This window comes from Alistipes ihumii AP11, from assembly GCF_025144665.1.
Taxonomy (GTDB): domain Bacteria; phylum Bacteroidota; class Bacteroidia; order Bacteroidales; family Rikenellaceae; genus Alistipes_A; species Alistipes_A ihumii.
The window spans coordinates 2,243,764-2,266,219 of sequence record NZ_CP102294.1; the positions used below are offsets into that span (position 1 = coordinate 2,243,764).

At 46.1% G+C, this 22,456-nt stretch carries 19 protein-coding genes; 7 read left to right on the plus strand and 12 right to left on the minus strand.

The window, feature by feature from the left end; genetic code table 11:
- Window positions 1-139 precede the first annotated feature (139 nt).
- From NQ491_RS09090 to NQ491_RS09100, 3 genes are read left to right on the plus strand one after another with little or no spacing between them, the layout of a single operon-like run.
- Window positions 140-3,310, plus strand: a complete 3,171-nt coding sequence (locus NQ491_RS09090; protein WP_147524817.1) for a hypothetical protein — start codon at window positions 140-142, stop codon at window positions 3,308-3,310.
- Complete coding sequence (locus NQ491_RS09095; protein WP_081587416.1) at window positions 3,294-7,301, plus strand: RHS repeat domain-containing protein; 4,008 nt, start codon at window positions 3,294-3,296, stop codon at window positions 7,299-7,301. Before NQ491_RS09090 ends, NQ491_RS09095 begins: the two co-directional genes overlap by 17 nt.
- Window positions 7,302-7,323: 22 nt before the next feature.
- The gene (locus NQ491_RS09100; protein WP_147524816.1) at window positions 7,324-8,142 is read left to right on the plus strand and encodes a hypothetical protein; all 819 of its coding nucleotides are present in this window, start codon (window positions 7,324-7,326) and stop codon (window positions 8,140-8,142) included.
- 177 nt (window positions 8,143-8,319) lie between these two features.
- Here the strand turns inward: NQ491_RS09100 and NQ491_RS09105 are convergent, their stop codons facing one another.
- Window positions 8,320-9,030, minus strand: a complete 711-nt coding sequence (locus tag NQ491_RS09105) for an NYN domain-containing protein (RefSeq protein WP_019245889.1) — start codon at window positions 9,028-9,030, stop codon at window positions 8,320-8,322.
- Between the two features lie 432 nt (window positions 9,031-9,462).
- On the opposite strand from NQ491_RS09105, the gene NQ491_RS09110 reads away from it, so the two are divergent.
- Window positions 9,463-9,651, plus strand: coding sequence for a hypothetical protein (locus NQ491_RS09110; RefSeq protein ID WP_019245888.1), 189 nt, complete (start codon window positions 9,463-9,465; stop codon window positions 9,649-9,651).
- Window positions 9,652-9,779: 128 nt separating this feature from the next.
- Window positions 9,780-11,351 carry a DUF4906 domain-containing protein gene (locus tag NQ491_RS09115; protein ID WP_051012987.1) on the plus strand — a complete coding sequence of 524 codons (1,572 nt, stop codon included), beginning with the start codon at window positions 9,780-9,782 and terminating at the stop codon, window positions 11,349-11,351.
- Window positions 11,352-11,719: 368 nt separating this feature from the next.
- On the opposite strand, the gene NQ491_RS09120 is transcribed toward NQ491_RS09115, so the two are convergent.
- Window positions 11,720-11,983: a hypothetical protein gene (locus tag NQ491_RS09120; protein WP_019245886.1), complete on the minus strand. Its 264-nt coding sequence runs from the start codon at window positions 11,981-11,983 to the stop codon at window positions 11,720-11,722.
- A gap of 5 nt (window positions 11,984-11,988) precedes the next feature.
- Entirely contained in the window at window positions 11,989-14,289 is a 2,301-nt protein-coding gene (locus tag NQ491_RS09125) for a hypothetical protein (RefSeq protein ID WP_019245885.1), read from the minus strand.
- A 512-nt stretch (window positions 14,290-14,801) separates the two neighbouring features.
- Here NQ491_RS09125 and NQ491_RS09130 point away from each other — a divergent pair.
- The gene (locus NQ491_RS09130) at window positions 14,802-15,971 is read left to right on the plus strand and encodes an ATP-binding protein (RefSeq protein WP_019245883.1); all 1,170 of its coding nucleotides are present in this window, start codon (window positions 14,802-14,804) and stop codon (window positions 15,969-15,971) included.
- A gap of 70 nt (window positions 15,972-16,041) precedes the next feature.
- On the opposite strand, the gene NQ491_RS09135 is transcribed toward NQ491_RS09130, so the two are convergent.
- The 9 genes from NQ491_RS09135 to NQ491_RS09175 all read right to left on the minus strand — a co-directional run bounded on the left by NQ491_RS09135 (window position 16,042) and on the right by NQ491_RS09175 (window position 21,749).
- A complete protein-coding gene (locus NQ491_RS09135; RefSeq protein WP_147524815.1) occupies window positions 16,042-16,878 on the minus strand; it encodes a hypothetical protein in 837 nt (278 codons plus the stop codon).
- 10 nt (window positions 16,879-16,888) lie between these two features.
- On the minus strand, window positions 16,889-17,341 hold the full coding sequence (locus NQ491_RS09140) for a DNA adenine methylase (protein WP_019245881.1): 453 nt from the start codon (window positions 17,339-17,341) through the stop codon (window positions 16,889-16,891).
- A complete protein-coding gene (locus NQ491_RS09145; protein WP_019245880.1) occupies window positions 17,342-17,665 on the minus strand; it encodes a DNA adenine methylase in 324 nt (107 codons plus the stop codon).
- A 110-nt stretch (window positions 17,666-17,775) separates the two neighbouring features.
- Complete coding sequence (locus NQ491_RS09150) at window positions 17,776-18,129, minus strand: hypothetical protein (RefSeq protein ID WP_019245879.1); 354 nt, start codon at window positions 18,127-18,129, stop codon at window positions 17,776-17,778.
- Window positions 18,113-18,439 (minus strand): helix-turn-helix domain-containing protein, encoded by a 327-nt coding sequence (locus tag NQ491_RS09155; protein WP_019245878.1) that lies wholly within the window; start codon window positions 18,437-18,439, stop codon window positions 18,113-18,115. The genes NQ491_RS09150 and NQ491_RS09155 overlap by 17 nt, the downstream gene beginning before the upstream one ends.
- Before the next feature lie 14 nt (window positions 18,440-18,453).
- The gene (locus tag NQ491_RS09160) at window positions 18,454-20,499 is read right to left on the minus strand and encodes a toprim domain-containing protein (protein ID WP_034283005.1); all 2,046 of its coding nucleotides are present in this window, start codon (window positions 20,497-20,499) and stop codon (window positions 18,454-18,456) included.
- Window positions 20,462-20,827: a helix-turn-helix domain-containing protein gene (locus NQ491_RS09165; RefSeq protein WP_019245876.1), complete on the minus strand. Its 366-nt coding sequence runs from the start codon at window positions 20,825-20,827 to the stop codon at window positions 20,462-20,464. Before NQ491_RS09165 ends, NQ491_RS09160 begins: the two co-directional genes overlap by 38 nt.
- A gap of 345 nt (window positions 20,828-21,172) precedes the next feature.
- Window positions 21,173-21,475 (minus strand): RteC domain-containing protein, encoded by a 303-nt coding sequence (locus tag NQ491_RS09170; protein ID WP_157365668.1) that lies wholly within the window; start codon window positions 21,473-21,475, stop codon window positions 21,173-21,175.
- Window position 21,476: 1 nt separating this feature from the next.
- On the minus strand, window positions 21,477-21,749 hold the full coding sequence (locus NQ491_RS09175; RefSeq protein ID WP_147524813.1) for a hypothetical protein: 273 nt from the start codon (window positions 21,747-21,749) through the stop codon (window positions 21,477-21,479).
- Window positions 21,750-22,165: 416 nt separating this feature from the next.
- Between NQ491_RS09175 and NQ491_RS09180 the strand changes: the two genes are divergently transcribed.
- On the plus strand, window positions 22,166-22,420 hold the full coding sequence (locus NQ491_RS09180) for a hypothetical protein (protein ID WP_019245874.1): 255 nt from the start codon (window positions 22,166-22,168) through the stop codon (window positions 22,418-22,420).
- Window positions 22,421-22,456: the final 36 nt, after the last annotated feature.

The window sequence follows — 22,456 nt, forward strand, 5'->3', positions numbered from 1 at the left end:
TAACCGATGTCGAACTTGAAAAACTTTTGCTAATGAAACAGACCATACCGTGTAAACTAAACCCTAAAATGTAATGCAGACAATCTAATCTATGGTTTTGCCTGTTTGTTTAAAACCACTTTTAATTAATTTTTTCATTATGAATGTACTTGATCGTAATGATGGTAGCTATACCATGCATATTTCTCTCATGTGGTATAATTTGAAATACTGCATATTGAATGGTCTCGCAATTCACAAGATCAGCAAACTGAAGCGTATCATAACTTGCTTCATCATTTTGTTTAATAATGTCATTGTTACCTGGGCGCAAATACCGGACGGTACGGCCCTGCCCTCATCAACCGGGACATCGGCAATAGCAAGAAATATTGATATTCCTGTCGATCTTAGTACAGGGCGGGCAAATGTCCAAATTCCTCTTTATTCAGCAGGTTTCTCAAAAATGCAAATTCCAGTAACTCTAAGTTATCAGACATCTGGAATTAAGGTAACGGATATAGCCACTTGGGTAGGATTAGGATGGAATCTAAGCGCCGGAGGTAGAATTACTCGGATAGTTCGTGGACATCCTGATGAAAAAGGTTATTTAGTTCCCGGACTAAATACAAGTTTGCAATTCCTTCTTGACAACGTGGCAAGTTGGGATTATGGGCTCTTTGACTTTTACTATAATGAACAATCCAATGCGGAACTCGATGGACAGCCTGACATATTTTATTTTGAAATACCCGGGAAATCAGGAATGTTTGTATTGGCTCCCAATGGGGAAGCTCATACAATCCCTTATCAGGACATTGAAATAGAACGGATTAACAATACATATTTTACTATTCGAGATGAAAATGGAAACAAATTTATTTTTGGGGACAGTATAAATTCAAGGGAAACAATCCAACAAACAATTGTTGATACGACGGATAATCTTGAAATCTTCTTTGATCATCCATTGAGCAATAAGTACGATGTAAAAACTAAAACCGTCGATTATGTTTCGACATGGCATCTCACTAAAGCAATGGACTGCAATGGTGATTGTGTGTCATTCACATATGACACTCTTTCATCATACGAATATGAAGATTATAATGTAGCGGCTCTACTTGACGTAAATGTTTCAACGAAGCAAAATACACGAAAATTCGATTATTTGCGACATATTAAAACAAAAGAGAGGCCAGCATATTTGAAAGAAATCGTATGGCGTGGAGGCAAATTAGAATTTATCACAGAGGCACGTTATGGAGTATTGTCTGGCGCTCGACAATTAAGACAAATAAAATTGTATTCGATTGAAAATAAATGCCTGAAAAATATAGTCTTTTCTTATGGCGAGTTTACGAATGGCTCTTTAAAACTGACAGGATTACGCGAGGAAGCAGGCACACTCGACCGTCCGATATGCACTTTCTTTTATAATACGTCAGTCAATATACCTGCACGACATAAAGCAGGTTTTGACCATTGGGGATATTACAACGGGACCACTTCTGAACTAAGGCAATTACCCACCTGTAATATCGATGAAGTGTCTTTAGATGGAGTATCCCGTTCACCCAATGTGACATATGCCAAAGCATCTATTTTAGAGGCGATTCTGTTTCCCAATGGAGCAAGAAAAGAATTAGAATATGAATTGAACCAAGGTGCGCTGTATTATAATAGCACTCAAATTCAAGCTGGAGGTCTTCGAATTAAACAGATTAAAGAATCGGAATCCTCGACATCACAGCCTCGAGTTACCAGCTACGAATATGTAACAGAATACGGTCAACCTTCCGGTGTTCTTTTATTCGATAAGCCAAGGTATTACGAAGTGGCACTAAAAGAAATGAATAATGGCGTGCAGCACTGGTGGGCTACGATTTTTAGTCGTAGTGGGAATAGTATGTCGGATGCCTCTGGAACTACAGTCTTTTATACGTCCGTTAAAGTTGTTCAGCCCGATTCATCTTATTGTTTGACAAAATTCAACAATGCCCATGATGAATATGGGTATATGGCCAGTATTCCCGATGGAGGCACGGTAAATTCGCGGTTTGAACAAGATATGAGTGGTTTTATTCTTAATACATCCAATTCGTGGATGAGAGTACCTATAGAAAAAGCTTCATACACAAAAAACGGCGAATTATTGTCCAAACAAACTAATGAATATATCGAAGATACGAAAAATAGAAAAGTTATTGATGCTTATTTGTTTGTCGCTTTAGGCGCTCAAGATCCAATCCGAGGAAGATTTTTAGGACGTTATAGATATATCTCGTCCCCGTATCGTTTAGCTCGGACTCGTAATTATACGACTAAATATGAATTGGAATCCGAAATTCGATATATGTATGGTGAAAGTCCATTACGGCCAATTGAAACTATAACATATACAGCAGGAAGTGACACCTTGCGGACAAAAGTCAAATATTCGTCCGATTTCGGTGATTTACAGCAATACAATGGGAATGACACAATGCTGTTGGCGCTAAAAGCTATGCAGTATAAAGGTATGAACGCAATTCCTATCGAACAAGTGACGGAAAAAAATGGGAAAATTGTTGAAGCTCAGTTATCGATGTTCCGAATACTGTTTGATATCAATGATGCAATCGTTCCACATAAAAACAAAAAAATAATTATACAAAAACCATTGTCAAGCGGCGATTTTGATTTTTCTGAAATCGATAACGGTCAATTTAAATTTGACAGCCACTATAAAGATGAAAAAATCGTAGACAAATACGATCAATATCTGAATGTAATTCAGAGTCATAACGTTTTTGGAAATACTAAAGCCGTTATTTACGGATATGAAGGAACCTTACCTGTCGCCGAGATTGACAATGCTCAGGTTTCATGCAATGGTGAACGTACCAACGAAGTGATTTATACGAGTTTTGAGGATATGAACGATCAATTCGTAGAACAGAATTTCAGTAAGACAGGAAGGAAAATTTGCCAAGGAGTATACAAGGCGGACATATCGGATCTATCTCCCGGAACTTATATTGTTAGCTATTGGATCAAGGACAATGCGACCGCACCTTGGCGATTTGTAAAAGAGACCTTTACAGTGCAAGAAAATCTGGTTGTTTTCAATAAGTCGATCGGTACGGCTACATCCTATATTGACGAGCTCCGGATATATCCTCAAGATGCAAGAATGGTCAGTTATACTTATGATCCGGGAATCGGCAAGACATCCGAAACCGATATCAACGACCGAAGTACCTATACGCAGTATGATGCATTTGGGCGTGTGATCGAAATACGGGATAACAATCAGCATAAGCGTACAAGTTATGAATATTACGATTAATCCATCAAGAAAACTCAATATGAAAAAGATATATATTCTGCTTGCTATCATGCTGTTGTGCCAGCAAGCATACGCTGCGACGAATGAATTTGTGATGAAGCCGACCTCATTTACGGTAGCAGGAGATGGTGGCAAATACTCTTTCAATTTGACTTGCGACAGATATTTAGGGCCGTTAAGCACTATGTCCGATATTATTGAAATGAATGTCAAAGGGTTTGAATTTATTAGCTATGAAGATAGCGGAGGACAAGTGGATTCTATACGGTGTATATTTCCAGCCAAAGCCTTGCTCGAAGGCAGTTTTATAATCTTCAAACCGAATACAACACCTTCTGCCATATCCGGAACAATTACGATACATCACTATACGCTTTTCCGGGGGAAACCTCAAGAGGAGAGAACCTTGGTTGCCACATATACCCAGCAACCGGGAATCATACCTCCACCACCCCTCGAAATTACCAACGGTAATGTCGAAAATTCCTTTATAGATGAAACCGGAACGAAAAAAAATCAAACAATAACGTATTATGATGCCTTTCGGCGTCCTATCCAAACTATTCACGTCGGAGCTTCACCTTCTGGAAAGGATATTGTAAATTTTATCGAGTACGATGAAATGGGACGCTCAGATTCTAAAAGCTATTTACCTTACCCGATCCGTAGCATTACCGCCGGAGCCAAAAGGAGTAATCCTCAAGACGAGCAAAGAAAGTATTATGTAGCGCAATATGATAATAATGGGGAATTCCCGTATGCAGTAAAACGATATGAATCAGGCGGGATGCTCTCGGCGCAAGGAGGAGTGGGATTAGCACAACATATTTCATTGGGGTTTCATTCGGAATTCGAGAGCCGACCTAATCTATCTACAGATTTAATAAAGAAGCTGACTGTAGTAAATGATTCAATATTGGCATACAACGATTATTTTCCTGATAGCACACTCATTGTTAAAAGGAAAGTCTCTTTTTCTTCGAATGACAAAACCAATTCGATGACAACAGACATATACGAATATTATGATTCGAATCAACAACTGATTGCTAAAGAGGAACGTATATCTTTAAATGATCGTCGGATTACTTATTATGTTTATGATGAAATGGGAATGCAACGTTATATCATACCTCCGATTCAATCCGAGATATTATCAGTGGGATATCATACGCCATATTCATTGCGAAAATATTGTTATTATAATGAGTATGACGAGTATGGTCGTTTATCGAAACAACATGTTCCCGGTGCAGATTACTCCGTAAAGCTGTATGATAATCGAGGCCGCTTAGCAATGACTCAAAATGGCAATCAACGTGATAAAAACCAGTGGTCATTTACCAAATACGACGCATTCGACCGTCCTGTATTGAGCGGAATTTATACAGGAGGGACATATGATACCCATAGAACTGCCTTACAATCTCAAACAATAATGTATGAAAGAAGGGGTAATGCAGTTCATGGATATACGAATGATACATATCCTTCGGTTACTTCGGAGGCAGATTATTTGATTATTTCTTATTACGATGATTACGAATGGTTGCCTAATTTGCGACCTTTCCTTGCTGGTGTCGATTATTTTAATTTTTCGGTAGAGGATGCTCTTGGCGAACAAAAAACCGAGTTTGTAAACGGAGCTACGACTGGCACTAAAGTCAAAGTTTTGGGTACTGATAGCAACCAATGGTTAACAACAGTTAATTATTATAATGATCAGGGTAAAATGATTCAGTCCTTTGCTGAATTGTTCGGTCCCAGCATTGTGTCCGGAGTTGAAATTATAAGCAATAAATATGATTTTCAAGGACAGGTAACTCAAGCAAAGGTCAAACAAGTGATAAAAAATACATCTTTATCCGGAGCAGACGAATATGAATATGGCAAGTGGTACACCTACGACGATCAAGGGCGTTTACAAAAAATAGAATTTCAAATTACGGGTGATACGAAAAATGGAAAAGTTATACTTGCAGAATACGCTTATGATGACATGGGACGTATGTCGACCAAATATATACACAATGGACAAGACTCAACCGTACAGAAATACAATATCGGCGGACAATGTATCGATTCGCAATCGGATATTTTCTCTTATGAATTGAGTTATTATGATAACGGGAATCTCTCTCAATCGCTATGGTCTGTTTCCAACGATTCGATAGCTTATTTGGGATATGGTTATGCTTACGATAGATATGGCCAATTAACGGCAGCCACACCGTTGAAATTGAATAGAGTGAATCCTCCTTCCTTTGCCATATTGACTAAAACGAACAATTATGCCGAGAAAAACATTTCTTATGATAAGAATGGAAATATCCTGACTCTTGTGCGAACCAATAGTTCTGGTAATGAATTACAAAATATAGCATATGGTTACAATGGAAACCAACTCGAGTCCATTCGTATCAGAAGTGGAAATACGTCGATAACAGGTTTTCAATATGATTCGAACGGTAATATGATATATGATCCGTTGGAAAATATTCATATTGAATACAATTCTTTCGATTTACCGGAAAAAATTTTTGACGGGTCAAATGAAATTAATTATATTTACACATCTGCCGGAGATAAAGTCGGCAAAAAAGCGGGAAGCTCTTTCACATATTATCGAGGTATGATGGTGTATGCCGACAGCGATCTGCTGTATATTCTGCATCCCGAAGGTACGGTAAGTAAGACTTCCGGCGGATACACCTATAACTACTTCAAAAAAGACTACGCAAATAACGTACGAATCTTTTTGAGCGCAGTTAACGGAGTATTGCAAGAGCAACAATCGACAGATTATTATCCGTTCGGGGTTGCGTGGCAATATAATAACCTCAACAAAAACAAGTATCTTTTTTCCGGTAAAGAATTTCAAACGGATGCCGTGGGGACTTCACACATACTCGGCATGTACGATTTTGGCGCTCGTTATTATAATCCGGTTCTCGGACGTTGGTCCAATATCGATCCGAAATTGCAGGGGTGCAATCCTTATGTCTTTTGCGGAAACAATCCTGTAATGCATATAGATCCAAATGGAGAATTATGGTGGTTGGCACCGATGATTTCCGGAGGATTATTCAATTTGCATTCCCAAGCTATGTTAGGTAATATTCATAATTTTTGGGATGGTTTATTGGCATTTGGCGTCGGCGGAGCGTCCTCGGTAGCAGGAGCTGGTATCGGGGGTGTCGCTGCGAAATTTGCAAACGACAATAATATACTTGGATTCAGAGGCGGGTTTTTTACGGGGTTTTCTTCCGGTTTCGGGTCCGGTTTTATTACTGGATTAGGTAATTCCGCAATGAATGGCAATGGCTTTACCAAGAGTTTGGGAAATGGGTTTATGACCGGTCTTACCGCTGGATTATCCAACGGATTGTTATCCGGACTTAATGATGGTTTGGTTTCATTGGAACGAGGATATTCGTTTTGGGATGGATCGAAAACATATGATATTATATCCGATCCAAGTATAAAAAATATTGCTGAACGAATAGTTAAAAATCCTCCCAATAGTATTTTTGAGAACGCTGATATACGTTTGCATCCAAAAGTATTCAAATATTTTGGTTTGCAACAGGGAGATTACGGTGCAAAAATAATGACGACAAAACCTCCGACAGGATATAAGCTTCTTGTGGATGGAGCATTTCTTAATAAATCAGGACAGATAACAATGGGAGCATTCAAAAGTTTCTATAATGGAACAGGAAGTTTGCATGTTTCATTAGCAGCTTTGGATGGATCTGAAATTGTATTTAAAGCAACAGTGGGTCATGAATTCATTCATGCTTATCATAATATGAAAGGCTTACTGTTAGGTCAATTATCGGAAGCAGTAGCATATCGTTACACAATAAAGACATATCTCGATGCAGGCATGAATACGAAAGCAATGGATATACTACAAATTGCAAAAGAAAGTGGATATTTATGTTTTCCTCCGATTGAATATAGAATGACCCCTTTTATCTCGTTCTAACAATTTTTTAAACTTCATTGTTATGAAACGTCTTATTGCATTTTTGTTGTTTACAGGGCTTTGTTTGCAGGGTGATCGGGCTCGTGGCGAAAGGCCGATTTTCCCCCCCGAAGATATCGATCGTACTTTCAATGTTGATTATGAAAGTCAGCCGATTCCTTCCATAGAAGAGCCTGAGCCGATTCCTTCCGAAGATATCGGTCGTACCTTCAGCGTTTATTATGAAAGTAGGCCGATCCCCAAATGTTATGATGTTACTTTATATAAGTACGGTGGTTATACGATCAATTTAACTTGTTTCCCTTCGGAAGATATAATATCGACGGCATCCATTGCCAGAGGTCATTGGAAAAAAGATTCCGACGGGATGGTTTGCCTGACGGACGGTTCGAACGGGACCGTCATGAAAGCGACGATAGAGAAAGATTCGGTACTCCGCTTTGTTTCGGCTTTTGACGCTTTAATGAAGAAGCCTTTGGAAAGAACGGATCTTTATGTTCAAGATGACCCTTATCTGAGTCGGGATTCTGTCAGATCTTTCATACGAAAACATCAGCGGCGGCCGATTGTAGAAGCCGGAAACCTTTCAGGTCATTATGGCGATACGACAAAGCCTTATTCTTTATTTCTGGAATTAACCAAGATGCACAAATACCGTTTGTACATGATTTCTCGTTCGAATTTGCTTTCTACCGGTACTTGGTGGCGCGATAAGAATCTGATCATTTTGACCGACAGTACGATGAAGCAGAATTTTTACGGTCTGATCGGAGAAAAAGGGATTCAGAGTATGGTTTTCCCGGGCGGTAACAGGGGGCAGTATCTGCCCAAATTGGATTGACGATTTGTCTTTTGAAGAATAGAGCTGGCAAATTGCCGGCTCTATTCTTCATCTGTTCTATCTGAAAATAGAGTCAGGTATTACGGATCTGAATGAGAGAATGGCAATATTTACAGTATTTCCATACTCCAATGAATAATCAGCACAATTCAAAAATGGTAATTTAACGGCCATTAGTTACAGTCGTTTCCTTTTCACCATCCCCGCCACCCCTTTCTCCGTCTTGACGAGCTCGTACCGGTCGAGCCTCTCGTACAGCTCTCCGAGCGTTTTGCAGCCGTAACGCTTGATGCGGTACTTGGGCATCAGCTTTTTGAGCGCCGTTCCGACCTGCGAGAGCGGCACTTCGTCCTTCCCGGCAGCGGCCGTCTCGAATGCCTCTTCGAACAGGGGCATGTCCCGGCGGATAAAGTGCTCCGGCGTGTTCGGCGGCAGCTCCGGCTCGACTCCCTGCTGTTGCCCGGCATAGCGGAATTCCCGGCACGAGGCGACCAGCGCCTCCGGCGTCTTGCCCTCTCCGTAGCCGAGTACCGTGAGCCCGGCCTCGCGTATGCGCTGAGCCAGCATCGTGTAGTCCCCGTCGCTGGCGGCAATACAGAAACAGTCTATCCCGCCTCCGTGCAGAATATCCATCGCGTCGATAACAAGCGCCATATCGGTCGTATTCTTGCCCGCCGTATAGCACGGAGCCTCTACCAGTCGGAACGAGTATACTTTGGCCTCCTTCTTCCATTTGGCCAGTGTCCGTCGGGTCCAGTCGCCGTAGATGCGCCTGATAACGAGCGCGCCGTATTGCTCCGCAAAGCGCACGATCTCGCCGATCCGCTCGTGGGATACGTTGTCGCCGTCGATCAGTACGGCTACCGCAGGTTCGTTTTTGGGTGTCATAATATCCGAGTTTCTTACAAAGATAGCTTAGTCCTGATTTACGAGGATACGTCTTCCTGCTTTATACGGTTTTATTTACCCGTCGTATCGTTTTTTTTACCATTGATATAAATATACCAGTTTGTCAATGAGTCGGATAGACGAAATTTATCTACAAAAAAACAATATATCCCCGGCAGCGAATAGGTAAGATCACTGAAAAAACAATGATACATTTGTTCCCGAACAGCTGCATCGAAGCATTTCTCGTATGAATCCATTCAAAGCATACCCGATGAAAAATTGAATTACGACCATACTGGCGCTTGGACATTTGCCTTTTGCGGCAAGGAAACGTACGAAATGAATTCTCCGGTTTCGTGAGAAGAACAAGTCACCGTATCGTTTACCGATAAATCGAACACTACTCGCCCCTTTTTCGATCCGATCTCGATGACCAAGGCACGAGAGAAATCGCTATCGTCGATCTCTCAGCTCTGTTTCGACACGGACGACAGCCTGACCGTAAGGCATAAGTCCGAGAGCGATACGATCCTGCGCAACGATTACTACCGCGTGGCGGTCTCGCTGGCCGGACTTATCGGCAAGAACGTGAGCACCACGATCACCGTGGCCGATTGAGAACCCCCAGCCACACAGACGATCGGTATCGGCGCATAGCCATCGTCTTTCGATTCATTCCGTCTTCATTTCCCATTGTTTCATTCCGGACCGGGGCCCGAAAGCCCCGCCCATAACCTTCGCTTACTATGACAATCCGAAAATATCTGTTTCAGACGTTTCTCGCACTCTGCTGCACACTGGTAGGCTGCCTCTCGGCCCACGATGTGCCCGTGCCCGATACGGAGCGGGAGGCGACCCTGACCCTGCGTTTAAGTCCGGAGGCCATGACCCGCAGCGGCGACGGCACCGTACAGGAGAGTGCCGTGCACGATCTGAGCCTCTACTTCTTCCACAAAACGATGCCCGAAGCCTCCGAACGTCTCTACCTCGAAAATCCCGGTGGCCGCGTTTCGCTGAGCCTGCCCCCGGGCGATTACGAACTGTTCGCGCTGGCCAATACGGGAGGCGATCCGGGCGAACTGACGGCCGAACGACTGGCCGCCTATACGCTGCTGCTGCGCAACGACGAGGAGCTCGCCCGAGGGGGTATCGCCATGTCCGCCCAGCAAAACGTCCGCGTGGAAGGAGCCACCGAGATTCCCCTGCGGCTGGAGCGATGCCTCGCACGGCTCGATCTGAGCGTCTCGCTCGGAGAGGAGTGCCCGCCGGGCCTCGAACTGCATTCCATTGCGCTGCGCAGCGTGCCGGCCACCCTCGCGCCCTTCGCCGACAACCGACCTGCCACGGAAACATTGCTTTCGGGCTTCGACCAGCAGGAAATCACGGACAACAGCGTACCCGCCCGCACGTACTACCTGCCCGAGAACCTGCGCGGCACGAACCCGGCCGTCACCGAACCCCGGCTGCGGGACATGGCCCATGCCCCCGAAGGAGCGACGTTCGTCCATATCCATGCGAGCTTCATGGGCGTTCCGCTGAACTATTACATTTTTCTGGGCAGCAATACGACGGACGACTTCAACCTGCGGCGTAACCGTCACTACCGCATGGAGGTGACCGTCCGGGGAGTCAGCAATGACGACTGCCGCGTTTCGATGACCACGCTGTTGCTCTCCGAGGGCTTCGCTCCGGAATACGACTGCTCGCAAACGGCCGCACTAAAGCTTCTACCTTTCTGCACGAACGATCCCGACGCCGCACTCTACCTGAGTTACGAGCTCGTCGAGGGCACGGGCCGCGCCCTCCTCGACGGGAGCGACTTTCCGCAGGGGACAAGACGACGGGTCGTGAGCGATACGCCGCTCGAGGTGGGCTATACGCAGTCCGAGCCCGGGGACATGCGGATGCGCTTCACGCTGAGCGATGCCTACGACAATCCCGTGACGGTCGATGCCTCGACCGTATTCCGGGCGGCCAATCCGCTTACGGTCGCTTACGGTACGAGCAAGGTCGGCATGGTGGCGACCGTCACGTTCCGTATCGGCGAGCCGGGTTACACGGGCCGCTTCACGATCGCCTACCGCAACGTATCGGGTTCGGGGAGCGTCTCGATCGACGGGGCGAAGATCGTCTCGGGAGGCAGTAAGACCACCGGCTACAACACGGCCACCGGCCTGAGCGTTCCGGTCGACATCACTCCCTCGGGCGATTACCGGGGACGGTTCACGATCAGCGACTCCGGCGGCCACAGCCGTACATACGAGGTGTCCATCGCTTCTGGGGTCCGGGATATTACGGTCACCGAAATCACCCAGTAGTGCTTAAATCATTGTAACACATAGAACGTTTTATGACGCTTTTCCTCGATATGTCGATGAGGTATTTGTAACTTGCTGCCAGTCAGTTTATTTTGATTTAAGCAGTAAAAAGTGATTACGTGGATTATGTAGATGGAGGAAAAGATGAGGATTTAACGTATTTAATTTTTGTTTGTAAAGAATAATGCAAGTTCTACACTGAAGAATGATAAACCATTATTATCAATTTTTAAGATAAATATTGTGTTCTAGGGCAACCGTGTATCGAACAATGCCTTTAATTTCTACTTCATTTACATGCCTATTTGTTTAGTTCGCAACCTTTTGCATGTCTATCTCATTGACAGATGACAAAATCTCAATATCGTTTAATCATAGAAATCAATATTATTGGCCTCTTGGTTCTCTGTATCCTCTTCCTTGGACATTGTTATAGTCTCTATTTCTTGTATTACCTCTTCTATCTGCTTCTTCTCCTCGTCGCTGATAGTCTCACTAAAATCAGTATCCAGAGACTCTCCAGCAATCAGAGCCTTAATCATCTCTATATAAGAAAATTGAATCTCAGCTGTTCCCTTAAACATGGTCACAGCCACATCACCTGCGTCGTTTTTTTTGAATACTAATTGCATATCTCTTAATTGAATTTTTTCAAGTTATATTTCTTAACACGTTTCTTTATCGATGCTTTCCCTCCATCGGTCTGGTCGGCTATAAGGTCAAGCACCTTCTCTCCGCCAATCTCACCCTCCAGCGAAGAAGATCGTATGGTAATCTTCTTGCCGTCATTCTTGCAGAGCACAATGGTTTGCGCATCAGCCATCATAGGGATGGTGGCGTTATGGCTCACCAGAATCACTTGCTTCTTATACTTTACCTTCTTGATGGTCTGAACCAACGCCTCGTTAATGTACTTCACCGCCAAGTTATCCTCAGGCTGGTCAATAATGATGGGGGAATTGCCCGCATCATAACCTAATATTAAGTCCAGCAGAATGGCACTCTTCCAACCTGGACTCATCTCGTAGAAGTTTCTGTCATCCGAAGAGACAATTTTATACGATGTATGGTCGTTTTTGCGCAGGTATTCGTAAATCAGGTCACCCAATTCTCTGAAGCTACTCACCTTTGGACGCAGTTTGAACTTCGATGAGAACAAGTTGTCTGGCACCACGTCGTTCATATTTCTGAAAGTGGAATTTAAATACTTGTTCAGTACTTCTATCAGAACCCCTTCATTGAACTTGAATGTGTTCTCTATATACAATGTATGACCAGTGGCCTTCACCTCCTTAGTGGTGAACGCCTTGTCTATCTCGGTTAGTTTCTGCTTTTGCTCCGCAAAGCGGCGGCTGTAGTTCACATAGTCCCGTAGGTGCTTCATCAAATTTTGTCGGTTCTTGATATTGCTCTGGTTCTGTCCCTGTCTTTCCTGTAACTCATTGTCCTTCTCCTCTTTATGTTCAGTGAGCAGTTCATTGACTTTGTCAAACAACATAGAACTTTCCCTAGCCTTTATCAGTTCTCTCAGAATCAGCTCTATCTCCTTGCTGATATTGCAAGTGAAAGGATTATCATTCACCCGCTTCTCCAATTCTTCCAGCATTTCCACATCAGCCTCGTAATCCTCCGCCGAATAGTCGCATTTCGTTCTCTCTTCGGGTTTGGGCAGCAACGGCAGGAAGATGTTGCCCTCTATCTTGCCCTTCGTAATCAGTTTGCCTGGATGCGGAATGTCTTTCAGCCAACGTTCAATCTTCTCAATGTTATCCACGCACAGCAGCATCTCGTCTACAATGCATTTCAGGTCTGCGAGCGTCTTGCTGATCTGACGTTTCACAGTGTCATCGCTGGGGAATGCCTTTTTCAGGATGGGTATCTCGTCAATCGAGGCCTCGTCATTCCTGTTCACTAGGTCTGCTATGAAATTTTGGTGGATATAATAGGGATGAATCTCCGAGGGGTTTTTCACGTCAATATGCTCCACCCCAAACTTCTTGTATTCTGAATTCATCAAATCTTTCTCAAAGAACTTGTTCACCGAGTCCACAAACAGCGTCTTGCCCGACGATGAACCGCCAATCACTACATTCAGACCCTCGCTCAGCATCACGTCTATGTCAATCAGTTCGTTTTGAAGTTTCACCCGTCCAATGTGCTCGCACTGTATGTGAGGTTTATCTTTTTGGTAGAAAAGGCGCGAATTCTCCGACAGCGACAACCTTACGCCATCGTAGGTGGGTTCCGCCATCATCCATGTGGGTACAAACGGTGAAGCCTCCGTTGATTTCGGTTCAGGATAATTACTAGGCACATAGTTGTCAGAGCAGGTAAGCAAGTTCACAAACTCCGCTATGCCAAGCTTTTGAAAATAAGCTCGCGTGGTATCCAGTCCTTTGTCCTCACGTGCCGTGAATCCGTCAAACTGGTTGTAGTAGATGCTACGGCTAATTGCATTGTCCACCTTCTCATCGTCATGCAGAGAGTAGTTAAACTGTCCGTGTTGCTGACCTGCGTGTGGCAAAAGCATAAACTCAAAAGGGTCGAAGGCATTAATTACCTTTTGTATGTCGGGAATTGATTGGTCTGTTCTGCAGGGCAGCTTGTTCTCATATAGTTTGTCCAAAATATCGTTCAGTGTATCAATGTTCTCCCTCGTAACATCCAAGTTGAAATAGATATGGCAGTGGAAGGCCTCTACGTCGTCGTGGTTCTTTATGTGCAGTTCTGCTCCCAACAACAGGTTCACCCCGACTGCTTTGGCAGCCAGATATACATCCCTGTTTATGGTGTTATGGTCAGTAAAGCTAATCAGGAATGGCTCGTCGCCGTTATACTCCTTGATTTTCCTTACCAACGTCACAATATCATAGTCTGTAGTGCGGTTGTTCGCGTCGGGATAGGTGTGGATATGTAAATCAATATATACTGGCTGCATAGTCTTCGCCTCCTTTCGCTATTCGTTACAACCTTTAAATTCATCTTCAAAGTAAGGGATGGCCCTATACTTCATAACTTCCAGAAAATAAGATCAACAAATCTTTAATCGATTAAGTCTTTTTGCATTAAAAATATGAAATATGAGAAATAATTTGTAACAGTTGATGGATTTTCATGAGCGTATACTACAGCTGTGTTTAGGAGGTTTGAATTGTGTATCCATCGTATTTCCCGATTACGCTTTCTACCGTTTCCGTTCATTCAGCGGATTATCCAGTTCCGTTTGCAGACGAGCGAGTTCATCGCCCAGATTATCTGCGATCTGTACGGTCGAGATCATTGTGTCGCGGATATCCCGAAGTAGTCGGATACCGACAAAAACAAACACCCGGCGTATGTCGCTTTTATGTGTCGATTGGAATTTACCGGGAATTTAATCTCACACAAAAGTTGGTAATGACACTATTTTTATGCATATTTGCAGTGTAACTTCAAAATCGCATAAAGAATATGAAGGATCAATATATTTACAGATCGATATCCGATGAGGTTAAAGAGGCATTCCGCTATTTCTCCGTCATTACGATCACCGGACCGCGTCAGTCGGGCAAGACAACCTTGATCCGTAACTTGTTTCCACAGTTACAGTATTATTCGCTGGAAAACCTCGACGTGCGGAATTTTGCCGAGAATGATCCTGTCGCTTTTCTGAACCAGCATGTCGAAGGAATGATTCTCGATGAGGTGCATAACGCGCCTAACCTGCTGTCCTATATTCAAGGTATGGTGGACGAAGATCCCACCCGGCGGTTTATTCTTTCAGGCAGTTCGCAGTTCGCCATGCTGAAGAAGGTTTCGCAGTCGCTGGCCGGGCGTACGGCCGTTTTCGAGTTGCTACCGCTGGCCTATTCCGAGATACATGAGCAGGCCGCCGAAAAAACGCTTGATGAATTGTTGTTCGACGGATTTTATCCGGCGATTTATGCCGGGCGGAATATTCCGAAATACCTTTATCCGGCGTATGTAAAAACATATCTCGACAAAGACGTGCGCGATCTGCTGCAAATTAAGGACATGATGCAGTTCCATACGTTTATCCGGCTTTGTGCCGGGCGTATCGGTTCGTTGTTCAAGGCATCGGAATTGGCGAGTGAGGTGGGTGTAAGTTCGAATACGATCGCTGCATGGCTGTCCGTTTTGCAGGCATCGTATATCGTAGTTTTACTGCCTCCGTATTTTGAGAACACCCGTAAACGGCTGACCAAAACGCCCAAACTCTATTTTACCGATACGGGGCTTGCCTGCAGCCTACTCGGCATCGAATCTCCGGTGCAACTTGCACGGGACAAAATGCGTGGCGCATTGTTCGAGAACTTCGTGACCATGGAGGCTTTAAAACAGCGATATAATCAGGGTAAGGAGAGCAACCTTTATTTTTACAGGGATTCGAATCAAAACGAGATTGACCTGTTACTCCGGAAACAAACCGGATTGTATGGCATCGAGATCAAATCGGCGATGACCTATCATACGGAATTTGAAAAGGCACTAAAACAGATGAATAAATGGATCAAAGAACCTGTAGCGGGTAAAGCCGTCATTTATGCCGGTACGTTGGAAAACAGTGCGGGAGAGATCAATCTGCTGAACTATTCTCATATGGATACTGTATTGGAATAATATTTACACGATCAATTAAACAAAGCAAGGGACACATGGAATCGTGTGTCCCTTGCTTTATTTTCAGTGCCTATCTTATTCCCCGTTTGGGTTTAGGAGGTTTCGGAAAGTGGTGCTGACGACTTTGTTTTTCCCCTGCATCAGCCGGAGCCAGACTTGTCTGCTTCCGTTCTGTCAGCGGATCATCCAGTTCCTTTTGCAGACGAGCGAGTTCATTGCTCAGATTACCTGCGACCTGTACGGTCGTGGCCATCGTGTGGCGGATGTCCCGGACGAGGGTCCGGTCGGATAACAGTCGCCCAACCCCAACGTAGAACATGGCCCTCTCGCCCACAGTCCCTCCTCCTTCCATTTCAAAACTACCGGTAGTACCGCAGTTGGCACGGAATCGGACATTATTCGTGCCGCGCCCCATACGATCCTCATACCAGATATCTATATCCTGACCAAAATAATACTTACGCTGTTGCGGAGTGGAACCTGCCGCATCGATAACACCGATGATCATATGTTCCTCGTTATAGCGACTCACACCCCAATGCGGGCCGAGAGTCTGTTGCAGACGACCTTCGATGAACGAGATACTTTGCTGCATATGCTCCTTCCATGCCTGCTGCCTCTGTGCGATCGCCTCTTCCAGCCGCCATTTATGCGCAGCACCTTCGGACGTGGCAAAGTAAGCATCGTTTCGCACCTTACGTTGCTTGTCGTCGACGATCCGGGTGTACTCCCGGTTGAGTGCATCGATCTGCTCCCGAAGCTCATAGCCTTTCGAGTCCCTGAGCTCTCGTTGAAAACGGTAATCGCTCTCGAGCTTATCCAAGGCGATCTGCTGCGTGCCTTTCTCCACGGCGATCATGTTGCGGAGACGGTATACTTCTTTCAATAAATCCTTTTTCGTCCACATTGTTGTGATATTAATAGTTGGTAATCATCCACTCCTCCTGCTTGCGCCGCTTTGTATTAGATGCAGTCACGGTACGCTGTACGGGACGAATCGTCCAGCCGAAGCGTCCGGCATACTCGCGGATCAGGTCATGGGGATACATCGTCAGCATGAATTTCCCCTTTATTCCGGAGAGCACCTCGAGCAGGCGGTTCAGGTTATCTTCGTTGAACATTCCCGTATAATGGCCCATATTGGAGCCCACATAGGGCGGATCCACGAAATGAAAGGTCGTCGGGGTATCGAAGCGGGAGAGCACTTTCAGGGCGTCGTCCTGCTCGATGGTGCATTTTTCGAGTAATTCCTTGAGTTCGGGAAGAAAACGGTCTTTGGCTGCGAAGACTCTGGCACCGCTTTTTCCCGTAGTACGGGTATACGAAAAGGAAGACGAAAATACGCCTGAGAATCCCAGCCGGCTAAGCACTCATACGGCCCAAGCCCGCTTGACCGGACTGAAGTAGTCCGGATGCCGGTAGATGAACCAGGCCACGTCGTGTTGTTCGCGGCTGTGGGCCGTGCGCAGCACCTCGAGGCGCAGGGCGTCGAAGTCCGCCACGACGGTACGGTAAAAGTTGACCAGCTCGCCGTTCAGGTCGTTGATCACATTGACCCGCACGGGACTCTTGGCGAAGAGCAGGGCAGCACCGCCGGCGAAAACCTCCGTATAGATATCATGTTCGGGAACGAGCGGCAAGATATCTTTGAGCATGGACTGCTTGCCGCCGTAATAACTGATGGGTGTTTTCATAATGCATCGTTATCAAATGGTTCGACATGATTTTGACCGCGTATCGTTTTCTTGTTCGTTTCTATCAAGACGGCGGTCATCGGAATACATGGGCCGGATCGTACTGCATACTACTTGGACTTGGATTTAGAAGATGAGGGAATAATGGCCGCCTTGTTGATACGGCGGTAGATATCGATCATGTCCAGCGCGGCTTTCAGCCGGACCAGATCGGCGGCCTCGTACAAACGCAGTCCGTTTTCCTCATAGCTGCGCAGCAACCCCTTGTGGCGATGTTGTTCGACAACGGCAGCATCCATGCGCAATACATGGCACACCTCTTCGAGCGTCATGACCAGGTCGATGTTGCGTATTCGACAAATGTAGGTCAGTACCTCGAGCATCAGCAAACTTTTACGATGGACCTTGACGAGCATCGCAAAACGGTTGCGCTCCAGCACGATTACTTTACTGTTCTTTTTCATGGAAATGGTTTTTATTATTTCTATTGCGATTTCGTTCTTCTTTCCGATAATACTCGCTTTGCAGGAATCGGTGGACATCAGAAGCCATATAGTAAACCTTGCCGCTGATACGAAATCCCCTCAGGTTGCGGCTGCGACGCCAGCGTAGCAGTGTGCGGTCGCAAACCTTCAGCAGCAGACGCATGTCGCGGTTGTCGAGCATCTGCTTGCCTCCGATGGTAGTGAGCGACTCGATCTTATGCTCCAACCGATCGAGACGATCGAGGAGCCTTTCGTGCAGCATCATGAATTCTTCTTTGCTCATTTCCATATGCATCCGGGGTTTTAACGGTTGGCAGGTCCCGGGATCAGTTCCATCGATCCCGGTTTGCAGACCACGATTTTTTTCTCTTTCATAAAGCGGATATAACTTTTGGCCGTAGACTCGGCCACGTCGAGCATCCGGCAGATCGCCTCACGCAACTCTACGGCAGAGTATTCGCTCCGCTGACGGAAGAGTTCTCCGGCCAGTGCCCTCAGTTCCTCCTGTTTACGGTTCTGCTGAGCTTCAGGACTGCGCTGGCCACGGCTTACGTGCATCGCCCGTTGCTTATCCCAGCCGAATTCGAGCAGCGGAACATCCAGCGGACTGCCATCGCGCACCTTGAGCGTTTTCAGGCAGCACAGGTCGCGTTTCTCGTCCCGTTCGATGGAAAGAATGGCGGCGGCCTTACGGCCGATCTCCGAACCGAGGTATCCGCGGATTTTCATACCGCTGGGGACAAGGTGCAGCACAACCACAATACAAGTGTTATAAATACCGGCCAAACGGTAGAGTTCTTCGACCAGCTCGACGCTCTCGCTCTCGTCGTTGACCGAGCGGATCAGGTCGGCAATGCCGTCGATCACCACCAAGTGGATACCGCCGTATCGATAATAGTACCGGTCCATGCTCCGCACGATGGCCTGCAGACGATCGCGCCGCGAAATGCAGCTCAGGCAATAGCCTTTGAACGATTCCGGAGGCATGGTGATGCCTGAACGGCGCAGGATCACCGATATGTTTTTGTAGAGCTGAGGTAGCGACTGTTCCGTATCGTAGAGCAACACGGCATGGCCGGCCTCGTTACCGGCCACCGTCGCCCCCAACGTATCGGAGTCTGCGTTCCCGGCCAAGGCTCCGGCGATAAGTGCTCCGGCATAGTGGCTTTTCCCACTGCCCTCGCCGCCCGTGATGCAGAGCAGGTTACCCTGCGTACCGAAAGGGACGCCGCTAATGGAGACGATGGTACGCGGCACCTCCGGCGGATGTACGGGATCCACTTCGCAGGGCTTGAGCATGGCGAAGGTCTCCTCGTAAATACGGTCCAGAAAACGGACGAACAGTTCGCGGAACTCCTCCCCGCTATGGCCCAAACGGAAATAGTCGGAGATGTCTTTCTCTCCCTTGACCCCCGACAGGGGCAGCGCGAGACGCTTGACTCCGTAACGGCGCAGCTCCTGCTCATGACGGCAGGCACTTTCTATTCCTACGGAGTCCATATCATAAAGTAGGACGATGTGCTTGAAGCGGTGCGAGAGCGAACGGATCAGGGCTGACGGTACGGTGCAGGTTTCGCTGCCGAAGCATACGGCATAGAACCCGTGGGCAGCCAGCGAAAGCACATCCTTTTCGCCTCCGGTCAAAAAGAGCGTATCGCCACGCACTGGCAGTTGCTCTAACCCGAAGCAGTAGTTCTCACCCGGATCGCCGCCATAGAGAAAGCGCATTTTATCGGCCATAGGACGGTAGAGCTTGATGTACTTCGGAAAGACATATCCGAACAGAGGCATCTGCTCGAAAGAACGCAGTGTAAAAGGCTCACCGTCCTTATTCCGGCTGCTGTACTCTCCGACAGATACTACATGGTAGCGGTCGAGCGTGCTGCGCCCGATGCCGTATTGCATCCAATAGGCTGTCTCTTGTTCGGAAAAGGCTTTATCCGCATAGCGGTACGGGCGGCTCACACGCTCCGGTGGTACGGGTGTAACCTTACGGGCTATGACTTCATTGGATACAGCGGCCGAGGGCCTCTGGCCGCTTTCCAGCCCCAGATGCAGGTCTGAGTCGATGATCCGCAGGATCTTGATGAAATCCTCCGGCCGGGCACAGTCCAGCGAGAAGAGACGCCCCACGAAGGCGAAGCAATCGCCGCTATAGTCATCGTTTCCAAAGTCCTTGAGCCGGTACTGACGGCTGCGTCGGTCCAGATATACGTTGCACGAGGGCTTGGTATCCTTATAGAGCGGATTGAGAAAGTTGCGACCTACACGCCACGCCCCCGGGATATAATGCCGGAAGACGTCCAAACCGTTATTTGTTCGGCTTAGCAGCGCGTCTTTGCTCAGCATAGAGTCGTTGGTTTTCGAGCAGATCCCGCAGGTATTCCTCGTTGCTGCGGATCAGGTGGTTTCGCAACATTCGCTTGATCTCCTTCACCTGATAGTAGACCTGGCGGTCCAAGCGCGAATAGGTGATTTTCTTAGCGGCGCGAAGTCGCTGGAGCGTACGCTCGCTGATCTTGAGGAACGTACAGGCATCGTAGTTGTCGATCCACATCTCATCGTCTGCCGACGGGTCGTGCTGCCGTTTTTGCTGCTCCTCGATAAACTCCATGATCTTATTCAGGTCGCTTTGCAGCTTACGAAATGCCGCCGAGTCGAAAGTGATAACTTCCATAACCTTCGCTATTTGAAATTACTTACAGCAAAGGTTTGGGTTAGATCAAGGCGATATACAGAATACGGTATGGATTTCTGTCGAATATTTTTACAACAGACTGGTTCTAAAAAATATAGAATGCAAAAGAATGTCCATCTCTTTACGTATATGAAAGCGATTCATACGCAAGAATGCATATTAACACATTAACTGTCTGAACAATGCACTCAAAATACAGTAATATGCAAACAAATCAGGGAACAGGTGTAAAAGCTGACCTGTTCCCTGATTTTCGAATTTTAGCGGCTCGATAGATTTTTTAAGTCGGTCGTATACCCATAACTGGTGTATATGTCGATCCGATTACCGTTTTATTTTTGTCCGTTTCATTTTTCTCAGGAGTGCATCGGTCATACTGTCGAGATAAGGTGTGGGGTCGTTACGCAGCCTCATCTCCCCGAGTGTGCGGCTCAAGTTGGAACCCAAGTCGATATTGAATACCTGTTGGATGTAGGCCGCCAATTTTGTCATGGGGATATTCCCGAAGGAACCTTTGGCTTGCCATGCGAAGATAATTTCGCACAAGCCGGTCTTGCTGTCCTGCCATGTCAGCCTTTCCATGTGAGGCTGCGGTCGACAGGCCGTCTGTTCTTCGCAGCGGATCATCTCAATGGCTTTGTGGCATACTACGGCCACATTTTTTTTCAGCCGCCCCACCACCGGTGGTATGCAGGATTTGCTTCTGTAAAGCTGTAAACTCCAAGCGGGTGTAACAAAGTACACGCATCAGGTGCGGAAATGAGGTTTCGGTATCGCAGAGCGAAGCGAGTGCCGAAACGAAATCATCGTAAGCGGCATCGAGGGCGATGTCTGTAAGAACATGGTTCCGTGTAGACTTTTCGAGCAGGTCGAACAGGGGCAATGAGGTTAGTGTTTTCATGATAATTGAGTTTTAGTGTTTGTTTTAGTTATGACAGGGGGCATATAGGTATATATATACCTATATGCCCCCTGTCTCAAATCTAAAATAACCAAAGCGGTAACGAATACTCTGATCAAAATCAATCTTAATCCAATCAATAAAATGTTCTTCTGTCTGCTTAAATAAGACACGAACCACCAAACAACAGCCAATCGAAGACTTTTGTATACAAAAAAATAAGAATAATTTGTGTAAATAAAAAAGAATATTTATATTCGCACTGTAATAAAGGTTCTTTGAGACAGGTTCGGACAAAAAATGAACGCTTAGTTTCCAAATCGTTACCTGTCAAAAAAGATAAAATAGAAAGTATTTGACTCTCAGATATATAGCGGAGTCGGGTTCGAATCCCGTCCTCTCCGCCAAGAAATTGAATGGAATTCAGGAATGCCCGCATAATCGTCGATTATGCGGGCGTTTTTTCTTTGGGCGGTTGCAAGAGCATGAACATACATGCAATTAGCAGTGAAAAATTGGTGTCGTATGCCATGAACTGGACGGTGACTTGGACTGGCGAAGCGGGTGCGCATGCAAGGAATCCGACGGTTAGGGATGATGCGGGAACGAATCGAGTGAATCCGATGCGAAAAACCATTGCGTTTCTGCCGCTCGACGGGGGGCTGATATAAGAGAGAATTGCGAGTGGCCTTCCATCATCCGTCCGC

Excerpts from the sequence above, each read along its gene's own strand:
- NQ491_RS09145 (WP_019245880.1), bottom strand. The coding sequence starts at position 17,665 with ATGAAAACACCCATCAGTTATTACGGCGGCAAGCAGTCCATGCTCAAA.
- NQ491_RS09175 (WP_147524813.1), bottom strand. The coding sequence starts at position 21,749 with ATGAAAACACTAACCTCATTGCCCCTGTTCGACCTGCTCGAAAAGTCT.
- NQ491_RS09150 (WP_019245879.1), bottom strand. The coding sequence starts at position 18,129 with ATGAAAAAGAACAGTAAAGTAATCGTGCTGGAGCGCAACCGTTTTGCG.
- NQ491_RS09105 (WP_019245889.1), bottom strand. The coding sequence starts at position 9,030 with ATGACACCCAAAAACGAACCTGCGGTAGCCGTACTGATCGACGGCGAC.
- NQ491_RS09160 (WP_034283005.1), bottom strand. The coding sequence starts at position 20,499 with ATGCTGAGCAAAGACGCGCTGCTAAGCCGAACAAATAACGGTTTGGAC.
- NQ491_RS09090 (WP_147524817.1), top strand. The coding sequence starts at position 140 with ATGAATGTACTTGATCGTAATGATGGTAGCTATACCATGCATATTTCT.
- NQ491_RS09155 (WP_019245878.1), bottom strand. The coding sequence starts at position 18,439 with ATGGAAATGAGCAAAGAAGAATTCATGATGCTGCACGAAAGGCTCCTC.
- NQ491_RS09125 (WP_019245885.1), bottom strand. The coding sequence starts at position 14,289 with ATGCAGCCAGTATATATTGATTTACATATCCACACCTATCCCGACGCG.
- NQ491_RS09110 (WP_019245888.1), top strand. The coding sequence starts at position 9,463 with ATGACCAAGGCACGAGAGAAATCGCTATCGTCGATCTCTCAGCTCTGT.
- NQ491_RS09120 (WP_019245886.1), bottom strand. The coding sequence starts at position 11,983 with ATGCAATTAGTATTCAAAAAAAACGACGCAGGTGATGTGGCTGTGACC.
- NQ491_RS09130 (WP_019245883.1), top strand. The coding sequence starts at position 14,802 with ATGAAGGATCAATATATTTACAGATCGATATCCGATGAGGTTAAAGAG.
- NQ491_RS09135 (WP_147524815.1), bottom strand. The coding sequence starts at position 16,878 with ATGTGGACGAAAAAGGATTTATTGAAAGAAGTATACCGTCTCCGCAAC.
- NQ491_RS09165 (WP_019245876.1), bottom strand. The coding sequence starts at position 20,827 with ATGGAAGTTATCACTTTCGACTCGGCGGCATTTCGTAAGCTGCAAAGC.
- NQ491_RS09170 (WP_157365668.1), bottom strand. The coding sequence starts at position 21,475 with ATGATCCGCTGCGAAGAACAGACGGCCTGTCGACCGCAGCCTCACATG.
- NQ491_RS09100 (WP_147524816.1), top strand. The coding sequence starts at position 7,324 with ATGAAACGTCTTATTGCATTTTTGTTGTTTACAGGGCTTTGTTTGCAG.
- NQ491_RS09115 (WP_051012987.1), top strand. The coding sequence starts at position 9,780 with ATGACAATCCGAAAATATCTGTTTCAGACGTTTCTCGCACTCTGCTGC.
- NQ491_RS09095 (WP_081587416.1), top strand. The coding sequence starts at position 3,294 with ATGAATATTACGATTAATCCATCAAGAAAACTCAATATGAAAAAGATA.
- NQ491_RS09180 (WP_019245874.1), top strand. The coding sequence starts at position 22,166 with ATGGAATTCAGGAATGCCCGCATAATCGTCGATTATGCGGGCGTTTTT.